General features: G+C 72.1%; 10 protein-coding genes. 4 read left to right on the plus strand and 6 right to left on the minus strand.

The window, feature by feature from the left end; genetic code table 11:
- Position 1 precedes the first annotated feature (1 nt).
- From ACNYC2_RS06565 to ACNYC2_RS06580, 4 genes are read right to left on the minus strand one after another with little or no spacing between them, the layout of a single operon-like run.
- On the minus strand, positions 2-2041 hold the full coding sequence (locus ACNYC2_RS06565; protein WP_419706252.1) for a glycogen debranching N-terminal domain-containing protein: 2040 nt from the start codon (positions 2039-2041) through the stop codon (positions 2-4).
- A complete protein-coding gene (locus ACNYC2_RS06570; protein ID WP_419706253.1) occupies positions 2038-2892 on the minus strand; it encodes a carbohydrate ABC transporter permease in 855 nt (284 codons plus the stop codon). Before ACNYC2_RS06570 ends, ACNYC2_RS06565 begins: the two co-directional genes overlap by 4 nt.
- A complete protein-coding gene (locus ACNYC2_RS06575) occupies positions 2889-4025 on the minus strand; it encodes a carbohydrate ABC transporter permease (protein ID WP_419706254.1) in 1137 nt (378 codons plus the stop codon). The genes ACNYC2_RS06570 and ACNYC2_RS06575 overlap by 4 nt, the downstream gene beginning before the upstream one ends.
- A 6-nt stretch (positions 4026-4031) precedes the next feature.
- Positions 4032-5294 carry a sugar ABC transporter substrate-binding protein gene (locus ACNYC2_RS06580; RefSeq protein ID WP_419706255.1) on the minus strand — a complete coding sequence of 421 codons (1263 nt, stop codon included), beginning with the start codon at positions 5292-5294 and terminating at the stop codon, positions 4032-4034.
- A gap of 223 nt (positions 5295-5517) precedes the next feature.
- On the opposite strand from ACNYC2_RS06580, the gene ACNYC2_RS06585 reads away from it, so the two are divergent.
- Together ACNYC2_RS06585 and ACNYC2_RS06590 are read left to right on the plus strand one after the other, a co-directional pair.
- Entirely contained in the window at positions 5518-6528 is a 1011-nt protein-coding gene (locus ACNYC2_RS06585) for a LacI family DNA-binding transcriptional regulator (RefSeq protein ID WP_419706256.1), read from the plus strand.
- 67 nt (positions 6529-6595) lie between these two features.
- Positions 6596-6772: a hypothetical protein gene (locus tag ACNYC2_RS06590; protein WP_419706257.1), complete on the plus strand. Its 177-nt coding sequence runs from the start codon at positions 6596-6598 to the stop codon at positions 6770-6772.
- Positions 6773-6841: 69 nt separating this feature from the next.
- Here the strand turns inward: ACNYC2_RS06590 and ACNYC2_RS06595 are convergent, their stop codons facing one another.
- On the minus strand, positions 6842-8578 hold the full coding sequence (locus ACNYC2_RS06595; protein WP_419706258.1) for an L-aspartate oxidase: 1737 nt from the start codon (positions 8576-8578) through the stop codon (positions 6842-6844).
- 142 nt (positions 8579-8720) lie between these two features.
- On the minus strand, positions 8721-9371 hold the full coding sequence (locus ACNYC2_RS06600; RefSeq protein ID WP_419706259.1) for a heme oxygenase (biliverdin-producing): 651 nt from the start codon (positions 9369-9371) through the stop codon (positions 8721-8723).
- A gap of 386 nt (positions 9372-9757) precedes the next feature.
- Here ACNYC2_RS06600 and aspS point away from each other — a divergent pair, with 386 nt between their 5' ends.
- Complete coding sequence (aspS, locus tag ACNYC2_RS06605; RefSeq protein WP_419706260.1) at positions 9758-11065, plus strand: aspartate--tRNA(Asn) ligase; 1308 nt, start codon at positions 9758-9760, stop codon at positions 11063-11065.
- A gap of 157 nt (positions 11066-11222) precedes the next feature.
- A complete protein-coding gene (locus ACNYC2_RS06610) occupies positions 11223-15041 on the plus strand; it encodes a DUF4132 domain-containing protein (RefSeq protein ID WP_419706261.1) in 3819 nt (1272 codons plus the stop codon).
- The last annotated feature ends 56 nt before the right edge of the window (positions 15042-15097 follow it).

Genomic DNA, 15097 nt, shown 5'->3' on the forward strand with positions numbered 1-15097 from the left:
GCTAGCCGACGGCGGCGTCGGCGGGGGCGCGCCGGCCGGCCACGGCCAGGCAGGTGATCGCCGCGGCCGCGGACCAGGCCTGCGGCCGGCAGGCCGCCGGGTAGGGCGCTGGGACGCCGGCGCGGGTCGCCGGATCGCCGGAGTGCAGCTCCGGGACGCGGTAGTCGAAGCCCTCCGCCGCCGCGAGCAGGCCGCCCACCGCACGCTCTGCCTGCACGGTGAGGCCGGCCCGGTGCATGCCGTGCACGACGATCGCCGTGTCATGGGTCCAGACGCTGCCGCCGTGGTACGACAGCGGCCAGTAGCCCGCCGCGCCGGTGGACATGGTGCGGATGCCGAACCCGCTGGACATCGTGGGGCCGAGCAGCAGCTCGGCGACGTGCTCCTCCTGAGCGGCGTCGAGGATGCCGGTACCGATGAGGTGCCCGATGTTGCTCGTCAGCGTGTCGACCGCTTGCTTGTCCCGGTCCAGGGCCACCGCGGGATACCGGCCCTCCGGTGTCTCCACCCAGTACGACCGGGCGAACCGGGCGCGCAGGTCGGCCGCCCAGGCGCGGAGCGCTGCCGGGCTCAGCGCCGCCGGGCTCGGCGTGGCCGCGGCCGGCTCGGTCTCCTGGGAGCCGAACGCCTCGAGCAGGTCCGCACCCGCGAGGGCGGCCTCGTAGGCGTAGCCCTGGACCTCGCAGAGCGCGATGGGGCCCTCGGCGAGCGTCCCGTCACGCCACTGGATGGAGTCGCCGGAGTCCTTCCAGCCCTGGTTCGCCAGGCCGCGGCCGGTGCGGTCGATGTAGTCGAGGAAGCCGTCGCCGTCGCTGTCGCCGTGCTCCACCAGCCAGGTCAGCGCGTTGCGCAGGGCGGGCAGGAGATCGGCCACCTCGGAGTCCGGCATACCGGCGCGCCACGCGTCGGCGAGCAGGCAGATCCACAGCGGCGTCGAGTCGACGCTGCCGTAGTACAGCGGCGGCAGGACGACGTCGTGCTGCGGCATCTCGAACGGCGTCGCGCGCAGCTCGTGCAGGATCTTGCCGGGCTCCTGCGCCGTCTCGATGTCGTGGGTGGTGCCCTGCAGCCGCGCGAGTACCTGGAGGGTGGAGGCCGCGGCCCGCGTGTCGACGGGCAGCGCGAGCCGGGCCGCCCACAGGGCGTCGCGGCCGAACAGCGTGAAGAACCACGGCGCGCCCGCGGCGAAGAAGTCGTCCGTGGGGTGGCCGGGCAGGGTGAGCCGCAGCGCGTCGAGGTCCTCGAGCGCCCTCTCGAGCCAGCGGCCGAGGCGGGGGTCGGCGTCGGCAGGGGCGGCTGGCGGGCCGGATCCGGGACGCGTGCCGGGCCAGGTCCCGCCCGCACCGCGGACGACGAGGGAGTCGTCGTGCAGCGCGAGCGACCACGCCGCCTGCGCCTCGCCCCGCGCGGGGACGTCGAGCGGCCAGGAGGCCTCGATCTCGCCGTCGGACGTCGTGGTCACCGATGCGCCGTCGGCCGTCAGCGTGAACGACTGCGCGCCGGCGCTCGCACGCGCCGTCCCGGGGGCGACGGTGACGGCCACCTCCGGGTCGACGGCGGCGGCGTCGGCCGGGGGAGCGATGCCTGCCTTGACGTCGTGCAGCGTCACGAAGTCCGGCCGGAGCCGCAGGCGCAGGGTCACCCGGACCGGCTCGGTCAGGTGCGAGGCCACCGTCCAGGTCTCGGCGAGCGCGCCGTCGGCGACCCTGCGGTCCCGCACCAGGCGGACCTTGGGGTCGGGCTGGTCGTCGTCGACGGCGCGCAGGAGGCCGCCGAACACGATGCGCGAGGCGCCCTCCGGGGCGACGGAGATGTACTCGACCGCCGACTCGGCACAGTCCAGCGTGAGTCCGCTGACGTGCCGGACGTCGCCGTGGTAGACGCCGTCGACGGGCGTGCCACCGAGGTCGCCGTCGCGGCCGGACCACACCTGGGTCGGGGCGCGCAGGGCGATGACGGCGTCGCTCAGCAGGGGCTGCATCGGCCGTTCTCGCTGCCGGTCCTGCTGCTGTCGCGCCGCGGGCTCGGGGGTGGTGCTCATTCTTTGACGGCTCCTTCACTGGAGTTCATGATGCGTCGCTGGAAGACGAAGAACACGACCGCTACGGGCACGGTCATGAGCGCCGCTGCCGCGAGCTTGATCGGGTACTGGCTGCCCTGGCTGAGCTGGCCGCTCGCGAGCGACGCGACCCCCTTGGTGAGGGTGGTCAGCGAGGGGGACTGGGCGGAGACGATGAAGTGGCTCAGCTCGTTCCACGACCCCTGGAACGAGAGGATGACGATGGTGACCAGCGCGGGCCGGGCCATCGGCAGCACCACCGACCAGAAGATCCGGAACGTGCCCGCTCCGTCGATGCGGGCCTGCTCCTCGACGGAGGCGGGGATCGACTCGAAGAAGTTCTTCATGATGAAGACGCCCGCCGCGTCGACGAGCAGCGGCAGGACCATGCCCGCGTACGAGTCGTAGATGCCGAGCTGGTTGATGACGAGGAACTTGGGGATCAGGAGCACGACGGTCGGCACTGCCATCACCGCGACGAGCGCCGCGTAGACCACGCCCCGCCCGCGGAAGCGCAGGCGGGCCAGCGCGTAACCGGCCAGCGAGTCGAAGAACACGCGCCCCGCGGTCACGAGGATCGTCACCACCGCGGAGTTCGCGAACCACACCGGGAAGTCCGACCGCAGGAACAGGCGGCCGTACGCGCCCCACGTCAGCGGGTCGGGGACCAGGGAGACGGGGTCGGCGGCGGCGTCCGCCTCGGTCTTGACCGACGTCGCCACCTGCACGAGGAACGGGTAGACGTAGACGAGCGCCAGGACGATCAGGACCACGTAGAGCGCGACCTGCCAGGCGACGGTCTTCGGCGGCAGCCGGCGTGCGGTGCGGCTCATCGGGCGTCCTCCTTCGCGCGGGTGCGCGGTGCCCGGCGTCGGGCGACGGGGCGCTCACGCAGGACCCAGCGCTGCAGGATCGTGAGGAGCACGATGATGACGAACAGGATGAACGCGATCGCCGCGCCCTGGCCCCACTCCTGGGACAGGAACGCCGACTGGTAGCTGAGGTAGGCGGGCGTCAGGGTCGTCTTGCCGGGGCCGCCCTGCGTACCGGTGTAGATCTGGTCGAAGACCTGCCAGCAGCCGATCAGCCCGAGCGTGAGGACCGTGAACAGCGTGGGCCGCAGCTGGGGGAGCGTGATGCGCCAGAACCGCTGCCAGGCGTTCGCGCCGTCCACCATCGCGGCCTCCTCGACGTCAGGACCCAGGTTCTGGAGGCCGGCGAGGAACAGCAGCATGAAGGTGCCGCTCGTCGTGAAGATCGCCATGAGCACGAACGCCGACATCGCCACCGAGGGGCCCGCCAGCCAGTCCCACCAGGACAGGCCGAGGAAGCCGTGCTCGGTCAGTGCCTGCGGCCCCGACCGGACGCCGAGGGCGCCCAGCAGGTTGTGCAGCACGCCGCTCGGCTCGTTGAACCAGTTCGGCCCGGCGATGCCGATCCGTGCCAGGACCGTGTTGACCACGCCCGACGTCGAGAAGAGGAACAGCCACAGCACCGTGATCGCCACGGAGCTGGTGACCGACGGGAAGTAGAACGCCGTGCGGAACACGCCGCGGCCCTTCAGCACCGACCGGTTCACCAGCACCGCGAGGAACAGGGCCAGGGCGGTCTGCAGCGGGACCACCAGCAGCACGTACCAGGCGTTGTTGCGGAGCGCGACGCCGAAGTCGCGCTCCGCGAGCCCGCCGCCGGTCGTCACCGCGGCGTAGTTGTCCAGGCCGACGAAGCCGACGTCCGACGACAACGGGCTGCCGCGCCCCGACCAGTCCGAGAAGCTGACCCACAGGGCCATCAGGACCGGCACCAGCAGGAAGACGCCGAGGATCAGCAGCACCGGCGCCGTGAAGGCCCAGCCGGCGAGCGCCTCCCCGCGCCGGAGCCCACGCGGGGACCCGGCGCGGCGTGGCGCTCGTGCCGGGGCCGGCGTGGGTGCCGAGGCCGCCGGGGGAGCGGACGGTGCGGACATCGCTCGCTACTCCGCTATCGCTTCGAGGTTGGACTGGGCGTCGTCGAGGATCTGCTGCGGGTCGCCGGTCTCCAGCGACTCCAGCTGGGAGTTGAGATCGGTGACGACGTCGGTGGCGCCGGCCCAGGTCGGCGGGAACTGCGCGTACTCGGCCCCGTCGAGGAACGCGGCGAGGTCCGGGTTGGCGTCGGTCCAGGCGCTCGCCGCGGACTGGATGGAGGGCATCGGGCCGAACGCCTCCGAGAAGGCGAGCTGCTGCTCGGTGCTCGTCAGGTGCTCGACGAGGCTCAGCGCGGCCTCCTGGTTGGGGCTGTCCGCCGCCATGCCCCAGCAGTTCGTGAACTGCAGCGTGCCCTTGCCCGCTGGCCCGGCGGGCAGCTCGGCGACCTGGTAGTCGACGTCGGGGAAGTCGGTGCTCAGCGCGCCGGTGATCCAGTTGCCCTCGACGACCATGGCGGCCTGCTCCTTGCCGAAGGCCTCGCCGCCCCAGCCGGAGCCCAGGTCGGCCGCGTACGCGAACGTCCCGTCCTCGAGGTGGGTCTGCACGTACTCGAGGCCCTCGACGCTGCCCGCGCTGTCGGCTACGGGCTCGCCGTCGACCACGAGGCCGCCGCCGGCCTCGGCCATGAACACGCCGAGCCGCTGGTACTCGTTGCTCAGCGCGAGGCCCACCTGGTCGCCGGTCGTCAGCGTCTTCGCGACCTCCGCCAGCTCGTCCCACGTGGTCGGGAGGTCGGCGTCGGTGAGGCCGGCGTTCTCCCACAGCTCGGTGTTGATCACGAGCGCGAGCGTCGAGAAGTCCTTGGGCGCGCAGTAGAACGTGTCGTCGATCGTGAAGTTCTCCACGAGCGAGGGGTAGAAGTCGTCGGCGTTCGCGACGAGGTCGCCGTACGGCTGGAGCGACCCGTTGGCCGCGTAGCCGGCGATGGCGTCGGGCGAGAGGTAGAACAGGTCCGGCGGCGAGCCGGCCGCGAAGCCCTGCGAGAGCTGCTGGGGCAGGTCGCTGGCGACCTGGACCTCGGCGGCGACGCCGGAGTCCTCCGACCAGGCGGCGACGGCCTCCGTGACCGCGTCGGTCTCGGCGTCGCCGGACGAGGCGATGAGGACGGAGAGCGCGTCGTCGGAGCTGGTGAGCTCGGTGGTGGCGCCGGTGCCGGCGTCGTCGGCGGGCTCCTCGAAGCCCGAGCCGCCGCAGGCGGTGAGCGTGAGCGCGCCGGTGACGAGGAGGGCCCCCGCGCCGGCGAGGCGCCGTGAGATGTGCCGTGTCATGTGTCTCTTCTCCTTTGATGAGGCAGCACGTGGTGATGACCGGTCGGGGCCTTGCCGGCGTCCTTGCCAGCAAGCCTTGCCGACAAAGTTTGAACGATCAAATTATGCTAGCCAGGAGATTAGGGAGACGGCGGGGGCGATGTCAAGGCGCGGCGGCCAACCCCCTAGGATGACGGTTCGATCGTTCAAGAGGACGGCGAGGCAGAGGCAGGGAGGACGCACCGTGGCGAAGGCTCCGACAGTGGAGGACGTCGCGCGCGCCGCCAACGTCTCCCGCCAGACGGTCTCGAACGTGCTGAACTCGCCGGGCATCGTGCGCCCCGCCACCCGCGAGCGCGTCGAGCTCGCCATCGCCGAGCTCGGCTACCGGCCGCACGCGGCCGCGCGCCGGCTGCGCACCCGCCGCAGCTCCACGATCGGGGTGCGCCTCGACCCGTACCTCGGCGGGATCTCGGGAGTCGTGCTCGACCGGTTCGTCCACGCGCTCACGGAGCGGGCCAGCGAACGCGGCATGCGGATCCTGCTCTACGCGGCGCACAGCCCTGCCGAGGAGATCGAGCGCATGGGGGACCTCGTCGACGGCGGCGAGATCGACGCGATAGTGCTCACCGGCACGTCCCGCGAGGACACCCGCACGAGCTGGCTGCAGGAACGTGACGTGCCCTTCGTGTCGTTCGGCCGCCCCTGGCGCGACGACGACACCGGTGAGCCCGCGCATCCCTGGGTCGACGTCGACGGGGCGGCCGGGACCCGTGCCGCGACGCAGCACCTGCTGGACCGGGCGGGTTCGCGGATCGCCTTCCTCGGCTGGCCCGAGGGGTCGGGGACCGGAGGCGACCGGGCCAGCGGCTGGGCCGAGGCGATGTTGCACGCCGGGGCGTCGGGCCCGCGCTGGGCGGTGGAGGAGAGCCTGGGCCTGGCCCGGGACGTGGCAGGTGCGGAGCTCGCCGCCGACCCGGCGGTGGACGGGATCGTCTGCGTGAGCGACGCGCTCGCGATCGGCGCGCACCTCGCCGCCACCGCCCTCGGCCGACCGGAGCTGCCGGTCGTCGGGTTCGACAACACGCCTGCCGCGGAAGCGCTGGGCATCAGCAGCGTCGAGCAGCTGCCCGAGCAGGTCGCCGCGGGCGTGCTGGATCTCCTGATGGGGGCCACGGGCAACGTCGTCGTGCGCCAGGGTCTGGACGTCGAGACGGCGTACGTCCTGGTCGAGCCGCGCCTCGTCGTCCGCTGACGCCGACCTGTCGCCTCGCCGCGCAAGGGAGTATGAAGGACGGTACGGACCGGTACGAGGAGGAACCATGTCCAGACTGCGAGGACCCATCTCCCGAGGAGCGAAGGTCGCCGCCGGAGTGGGACTGACCGTCCTGCTCCTCGCCACGAGCTGCGGAGGCGGCGGAGGTGGCGGCGGAGGCGGCTACAACATCGGCACCGCGGGAAGCGCGATGACCACGGTCATGACCCACCCCGATCGTTGAGTGCTGGATCTTCGCCCTTCTTGAGTCGACAACAGGGCAAATATCCAGCACTCAACGATCATGTGGGCGCTACTCGACCAGCTTGCCTTCCGTCGAGACCTCCTGGGTCTGGATCAGGGTCGCGATCTCGTCCGGGACGGCCGGGATCTCCTCCCGGACCACGCCCGTGCGCGGGGACCACACCAGGTTCACCTGGAGGGCCGGGTCGAGGTCCGGGTAGTCCGACCGGTTGTGGCACCCGCGCGTCTCACGGCGCTCGCGGGCGGCCTCCAGCGTCGCCCGGGCGGCGATGAGCGACGCCTTCAGGTCGAACGCGTGCGCCAGGTCCTGGAACCCGGCGATGTCCGGGTGGATGCCCACGTTCTTGGTGCGCACCTCGATCTCGTCCAGCTCGCGCAGGCCGGCGGTCAGCCCCTGCTCGTCCCGGACGACGCCGGCGTGCTCGGTCATCGTGTTGCGCACCGCCCGCTGCAGGGCACGCACGTTCTCGTGCCCGTCGGCGGCCAGCAGGTCGGCGACCTCGGCGCGGGCCTCGGCCTCGGCGTCGTGCGAACGGTTCTGCGCCTCCAGGCCTGCGGAGTAGGCAGCGGCGGCCCGGCCGACGATCCGGCCGAACACGAGCAGCTCGATCAGGGAGTTTCCGCCGAGGCGGTTCGCGCCGTGCAGGCCGCTGGACGCCTCGCCGATCGCGTACAGGCCGTCGACCTCGGTGCTGTGGTCCTCGGGCCGCACCCACACCCCGCCCATGGAGTAGTGCGCGGTGGGGGCGATCTCGATGGGCTCGGCGGTGATGTCGAGCATCTGCAGCTCGAGCATCGTCTGGTAGACGCGCGGCAGGCGCGTCATGATCGTCTCGCGCGGCAGGTGCGAGACGTCGAGCCAGACGCCGCCCTTCTCGGTGCCGCGCCCTTCCTTGATCTCCGTGTACGCCGCCAGGGCCACGCGGTCGCGGGTGGAGAGCTCCATCCGCTCGGGGTCGTAGTTCTGCATGAACCGCTCGCCCAGGGCGTTGCGCAGGATGCCGCCCTCGCCGCGCGCGGCCTCGGAGATCAGCGTCCCTGCCGCGTTCTCCGGCTCGAGGATGCCCGACGGGTGGAACTGGACCAGCTCCGGGTCGCGCAGGCGGGCGCCCGCCTCGACCGCGAGCCGGAACGAGTCGCCGGTGTTCTCGTCACGGCGGGAGGACGTGCGCCGCCAGATGCGGTTGTGACCGCCCGCGGCGAGGATCACGGCGTCCGCATGGATCAGGTACGGCGTGCCGTCGGTCAGGTCGAACCCGTAGGCGCCGAACACCGCGCCGTCGCGGGTGAGGATCCGGGTGACGTAGACCGAGTCGAGGATCGGGATGTCGAGCTGCGTGGCCCGGTTGACCAGGGACCGCTGGATCTCCAGGCCGGTGTAGTCGCCGGCGAACGCCGTGCGGCGGTACGTGTGCGCGCCGAAGAACCGCTGGGAGATGCGCCCGTCGTCCTCCCGCGCGAAGGCCATGCCGTACCGCTCGAGGTCGGCGATGCCCTGTGCGGCGCCCTTCGCGACGATCTCGGCCGTGTGCGGGTTGGCCAGGAAGTAGCTCTCCTTGATGGTGTCCGCGGCGTGCTGCTGCCAGCTGTCCTCCGCGTCCATGGTGCCGAGCGCGGCGTTGATCCCGCCTGCCGCGAGCGACGTGTGGGTGTCCATGCGCGGGCGCTTGCCGAGGGCCAGCACGTCGACACCCTGTTCTGCGAGCTCGATCGCGGCGCGTAGGCCGGACCCGCCCGTTCCGATGACCAGCACTGTCGTTGAGATCCGACGTTCGGTGGTGTTCATACTTCATCCGACCACCTGGCCGGCCGATTCGTGACAGGTCCTGGTGTGAGCATTTCCTCAGGTGACATGAGTCATCAGAACGTGTCAGATGCCCAGGTCACCGGGGTGACCTGGGCATCTGACAGCTTCGTCGGCGAGTCGGTCAGCAGTGGATCTCGGCGAGCTCCGTGAACACCGCACGGTTGAGGTGGAACGCGTGGTGCGTCTCCGCGACGGTGGCGGCCACCTCGTCCTGGTCCAGGTCGAGCTGGTCCAGCTCGTTGCGGTACGCGTCCTTGAACACCTTGACCTTCGGGATGTCGGGGAACGTGTAGAACGCCAGCCCTTCCTCGTCCAGGCCGTAGTGCTGCTTCATCATGCGCTTCACGATCTGGCCGCCCGAAAGGTCACCCAGGTAGCGCGTGTACGAGTGCGCCGCGTAGTGCGGCAGGCTGCCGCCGATCTCGCGAACACGGTCCGCGTACAGGCGCGTCGCCGGCAGGATGCGGATCTCCTCGCGCCACGCCGGCCCGTACAGGTAGGCCAGGTCGCGCTCGATGGCCGGGACGCGCGTCAGCTCGTTGAAGACGAGACCGGCGCCCCGCTCGTCGTCGCGCACGGCCACGCTCGCCTCTTCCAGCGCCTCGTAGACCACGAGGAGCTGGGCCGAGAGGTCGGCGTGGGCGGCCCGGGTCAGCGCCCCGGACATGAGCTCCTCGATGAACCGCTCCGAGTTCGCGGCGTCGTGCTCGTCGCGCGTGCTCTGGCGCAGCAGGGCGGACAGGGGAACTTCTTCCTCGACGGGCAAGCTCACAGGGTCTCCTCCGGCACGACGGAAACGTGCTGACAAGCTGTCATCACATTGCGAGCATAGCAACTCCGGTTAGGCGAACCTAACTTTTCGTCGCATCGTGGGACGGCGGTCCGAAACGTGTGGCGATGCGGGCGCCGTCGGGCATAACCTCTGGGTGGCGAGCGTGAGGCGTGACGAACCTCGGCCCGGTTGTCCGGGCGGACGCACCGCCCGCGCGTGCGGCGTACCGACGAGAGGCCGGGGCATCCCGGCGAAGGAGTGGTGGCACAGCGACCTAGCCCCCGCCCGCTCCTCCAGGGCCTTCGCTCTCTGGAGGACTGATGAGACCACCTTCGCAAGCCCCGGCTACGTCCGCAGCCCCGTCTGCCGTAGCCACATCCATGGACATGCCGGCTCGCACGCTCGCCCGCGACCTGGCCGACGCCCCGCCGGGTTCGACGGTGCGGCTGCAGGGCTGGGTCCACCGCCGTCGTCAGCTGGCGACCGTGACGTTCCTCGTGCTGCGGGACCGCACCGGCCTCGGCCAGGTGGTGGTGCGCACCGGCGTCGGGCAGGCGGTGGAGGTGCCGCCGGAGGAGACCACCGTGGAGGTGACCGGCACGGTCACCGCCAACCCGCAGGCCCCGGGCGGGGTGGAGGTCACGGAGCCCGTGATCACGGCCCTCACCGACGACGCCGAGACCCCGCCCGTCGAGCTCTGGCGGCCGGCGCTCACCGCCGCGCTGCCGACGATGCTCGACCACGCGGCCGTCACCTGGCGGCACCCCGCGCAGAAGGCACGGTGGGAGGTCACGGCGGCGAGCCTGCGCGGCTTCCGGGCGACGCTCGACGCGGCAGGGTTCACCGAGATCTGCACGCCGAAGCTCGTGGGGACGGCCACCGAGTCGGGCGCGAACGTGTTCCCCGTGGACTACTTCGGGCGGCCCGCGTACCTGGCCCAGTCGCCGCAGTTCTACAAGCAGCAGATGGTCGGCGTCTTCGAGCGGGTCTACGAGGTGGGCCCGGTCTTCCGCGCCGAGCCGCACGACACGGTGCGGCACCTCGCGGAGTACCGCTCGCTCGACGTCGAGCTCGGGTTCGTGCGCGACCACCGCGACGTGCTGGCGGTGCTGCGGGACGTGCTCGCCGGGATGGCCGACGCCGTACGCGGCTCGGGCGCCGCCGAACGGCTGGGCATCGAGGTGCCTCAGATCCCTGCGGAGATCCCGGTGCTCCACTTCGCGGACGCGCTCGCGCTGGTCGGCGCGCCGTCCGACGAGCCGGACCTGGCGCCCGAGCACGAGCGGGCGCTGGGGGAGTGGGCCCTGGCCGAGCACGGGTCCGACCTCGTCGCGGTCGAGGGCTACCCCATGGCCAAGCGGCCGTTCTACACGCATCCGGAGCCGGGTTCGGGGCAGGGCTCGGGGCCGGGCGGCGAGCGGTGGAGCAACAGCTTCGACCTGCTGTTCCGTGGCCTGGAGCTCGTCACGGGCGGGCAGCGGCTGCACCGGTACGCCGACTACGTCGCGGCGCTGGAGGCGCGCGGCGAGGACCCGGCCTCCTACGCGTCGTACCTGGCCGCGTTCCGGCACGGGATGCCGCCGCACGGCGGGTTCGCGATCGGCCTGGAGCGCTGGGTGGCGCGCGTGGTCGGGGCGGCCAACGTCCGCGAGGTGACGCCGTTCCCGAGGGACCTGCACCGGCTGGTGCCGTAGCGAGTCGACCGGCACGGGCGCCTGGGTCACGGCGCCCGTGCTGGTCAGCGGCATCGCGTGTCAGTGGTCACCGCTACCTTTTGGCGCGCACTGCTTTTGCGGTGCGTCACAGGGGCGAGGTGTGCCCTGTGCCCGACGGCTGGGTGAGGAACGCGAGATGCTCCAGGAACTGGTGGACCGGGTCAAGGGCGGCGACACGACGGTGAAGGCGGTGCGTGACGCACTGGCCCCGCTGAAGTTGCTCGGCACCGGGGTGTACGACGACGCCGTCGGGTACGTGCTCGAGGGCGCGACACCCGAGGTGCTCGTGACCGTGCAGCAGTCGGGCAACACCGACCTGGACGGCCTGTTCGGCGCACCCCTCAAGGTCTGGTCGAGCTGGGTGTCGCCCGACGTCGTCAAGCAGGTCGCGGCGGTGCACAAGGGCTGGAACGAAGGTTCCGGCATCACGGCGCGCGGACGCCTCTACGCGTCGGCCGACGTCCCGGTGCTGGCCCGCCTGGGACGCCTGCTCGCGCAGGTGTGCCACACCGACGAGGCGCCCGCCACGCTGCCCGAGTGGTTCTACGTCCTGGTGTACGACGGGGCGCGGCGGGGGACCAACGACAGGTACCGCAGCGGCAAGGCGGTCGCGGGGGTCGCCGACCGGTTGACGCCCGCGTTCCTGGAGCAGGTCGCCGTGGAGGGCGGGGTTTCGGGCGCCGAGGCCGCGCGCACGGTCCTCACGGCGATCCTGCACCGGGGAACCAACGAGCGTTCCTGGTACCAGGACCCGCGCCAGGCCATGGCCGCGCGCCAGGAGTTCGACCAGTACGTGACCGAGCACGTCGCCACGCTCGCCGACGTCACCACCCAGCTCGGCGCACACGGCAAGCAGGAGGTGCTGACCCGCATCGGGAAGCGCACGGCCGAGGCCGGGCTCGTCGAGATCGTGGCGGCGCTCGCCGTGGACAAGGCGAAGGGCGTGCGGACGAAGGCTCTGAGCCACCTCGCCGTGCACGACGACGCCGCGCAGGTCGCACTGCTGCGGCCCCACCTCGCCAAGGTCCCGACCGGGCAGCTCGGCGAGGTGGTGACACGGCTGGTCGGCCTGGACGGCGGTATCGGTGCGCTCGACGAGGCGCTGGCCACGCTCCGCGACGAGAACGGCAAGGTCGCGGCGGGCCAGAGCGCACGCGTGCGGCTCCTGGAGCAGACCGTGGAGCGGTCCCGCGCCCTGGACGACCCCGGCACGGACGGGAGCACGGAGGCGGGCAAGGACTTCACGATCGAGGTGCCCGGGTACGAGCCCCTCCCCGACCCGGTGGTGGAACCCGGCTGGGCGGTCGGGGCCCGCAAGGTGCTCGACGAGCAGATCGCCAAGGCGCGCGTGCAGCTCGACCTCGCCAAGAGCGGCGGCAACGCGAACAAGTACTGGGCCGAACGCGCGCAGCGCACCCTCAAGGAGCTCCAGTCGATCACCGACGCCGACCTCGCGGCGGTCCCCGACCGCGTGACCGGTGCCGTGGCCACCACGAACAAGACGCGCCGCCAGAACGTCGTGCTCTTCCAGTGGCTCGCCGACGAGCTCCGGAACCTGTTCGCCGAGCCCGGGCTCATGCTGGCGATCCGCGTGCTCGCGCTCCGGGACGGGGAGGCGCAGCCGAACTTCGTGTGGGCCCTGCGGCCCTACCTCGACCAGGCCGCCGACCTGCGCCAGGTCCACGACGGACTGGCCCGCGCCGGGGTGCGGAACGTCGACGAACAGGTCCGCGACATGGTGTTCCAGACCTGGTGGGGCGGCGAGGCACTCGCGCCGTCCGCGGTCTGGTCCTACTTCGCCGAGCGCACGGACGTCCTGGACCGTTACCTCGGCACCGAGGAGCCGTACGGCAACGGCACGGGCACCGCGCTGCGGCTCCTGCGGGAGTTCCCCGCCGTCCCGCCGAGCCTGCTGCCCCGGCTCACGGTGCTCGCGCTCGGGACGGGCAAGACCCACCGCCGCGCCGCACAGGAGGTGCTGGAGGCGCACGCCGGGGCACGCAACCTGGCCGAGCAGGCGCTCGCCGACCCCAAGGCCGAGGTGCGCGCCTCGGCGGCCGCCTGGCTCGCCCGGATCGGTGACCCGGCGGCGGTGCCGGCCCTGCGCGCCGCGCTGAAGAAGGAACGCCGGGAGGCCGCCCGCGCCACGCTGCTCTCCACGCTGGAGACCCTCGGTGACGACATCACCGCCGACCTCGCGCCGGAGGTCCTGGAGGCGGAGGCCACCAAGGGACTGAAGAGCAAGCTGCCCGCGAGCCTCGACTGGTTCCCGTTCGAGCAGCTACCCGAGGTGCGGTGGGCCGGCTCTGCTGGTGAGTCTGCGGGCGAGCGGGGCGCCGTCGTGCCGCGCGACGTCGTCCGCTGGTGGGTGGTGCTGGCCACCAAGCTGAAGTCGCCGAGCGGGGAGGGCCTGATCGCCCGGTACGTCGGCCTCCTCGACGCCGCTTCCCAGGCCGCGCTCGGCTCGTTCGCGCTGCGGGCCTGGGTGGCCCAGGACACGCGCGGCCCGTCGGTCGAGGACTCCCGTGCCTTCGCGGACCGGCACGCGCAGACGAACTGGACCAACCTTCAGGCCTCGATCAAGCGGTACCCGGAGTACTACGCCAGCCAGGCGGCACAGACGGTCGAGGACCTCTGGAAGAGCCTCTACCGGCAGAACCAGGCCACCTACCTCGGGTCGGCCACGCAGGAGAAGGGGCTGCTCGCGCTCACCGTCGGGATGCCCGGAGCGGAGCTGGCCACCACCGCGCAGCACTACTTCGCCGCCCACAAGGGCCGCCGCGCGCAGGCCGAGTACCTGGTGCGGGCGCTCGCCGCGAACGGCGACCGGGCAGCGGTGCAGCAGCTCCTCGCGGTGTCCCGCCGGTTCAAGCAGCGCAGCGTCCAGGAGACGGCGTCCGCGCTCGCCCAGGACATCGCCGACCGCAACGGCTGGGACGCCGACCAGCTCGCCGACCGCACGGTCCAGACCGCAGGCTTCGACGACGACGGGATCCTGCGCCTGGACCTCGGTTCGCCCGACGGCGAGCGCGTGGTCACCGGGCGCATCACCGAGGCCTTCACGCTGGAGCTGCGCAACCCGGCGGGCAAGGTCGTCAAGGCCCTGCCGGCCCAGCGCGCGTCCGACGACGACGAGGCCTACGCCGACGCGAAGAAGCAGCTCAAGGAGTCCCGCGCCGAGCTGAAGGCCGTCGTGGCGCTGCAGACCCAGCGTTTCGCCGAGGCCATGGTCACCGGCCGCACCTGGACCTTCGCCGACTGGCGCGAGTTCGTCCTGGGGCACCCGCTCATGTCCCGCCTCGCCGCGCGGCTGGTGTGGGCCGCCGAGCTGCCGGGCGTCTCGGAGGTGGTCACGTTCCGGCCGGGCGACGGCGGCGCGCTGATCGGCGTCGACGACGAGGACGTCACGCTCCCCGACGACGCACGGGTCTCGCTGGTGCACGCGGCGACCCTCGGGGACGACGAGGAGTCGGGCGCGCCGGCCTGGCGCTCCCACCTCGCCGACTACGAGGTCACGCCGTTGTTCGACCAGGGGCTCGGCGCCGACGCCGCGACCTCCGACCTGCTGCCTGACGTGCCGGGTACCGCCTCGGCGATCGAGACCCGCAAGGGCTGGCTCAGCGACTCGTTCACGATCCGCGGCCGGGCCACGAAGCTCGGGTACGTGCGGTCGCAGGCGGAGGACGCGGGCTGGTTCGACGCCTACCGCAAGGAGTACGCGACGCTCGGCCTCTCCGTCGAGATCGAGTTCACCGGCGCGTTCGTGCCCGAGGAGAACATCACCGCCGCCGTCCGGCAGCTCGTGTTCCGGCGTCACGGCACGTGGGGCGAGCGGGGGCGCCTCGCGATTAAGGACGTACCGAAGGCTCTGCTCGCGGTGTCCTACCGGGACTACCTGACGGTCGCCGACGGCGGTGTCTTCGACCCGGACTGGGAGAAGAAGAGCGAGTACTGACCCGGCGCGTCACCCGAACCGTCGCTGCCCGAGCCGTGCCGTCCCAGCCATCCACC

It is taken from the genome of Promicromonospora sp. NFX87 (assembly GCF_048564965.1).
Classification (GTDB): Bacteria; Actinomycetota; Actinomycetes; order Actinomycetales; family Cellulomonadaceae; genus Promicromonospora.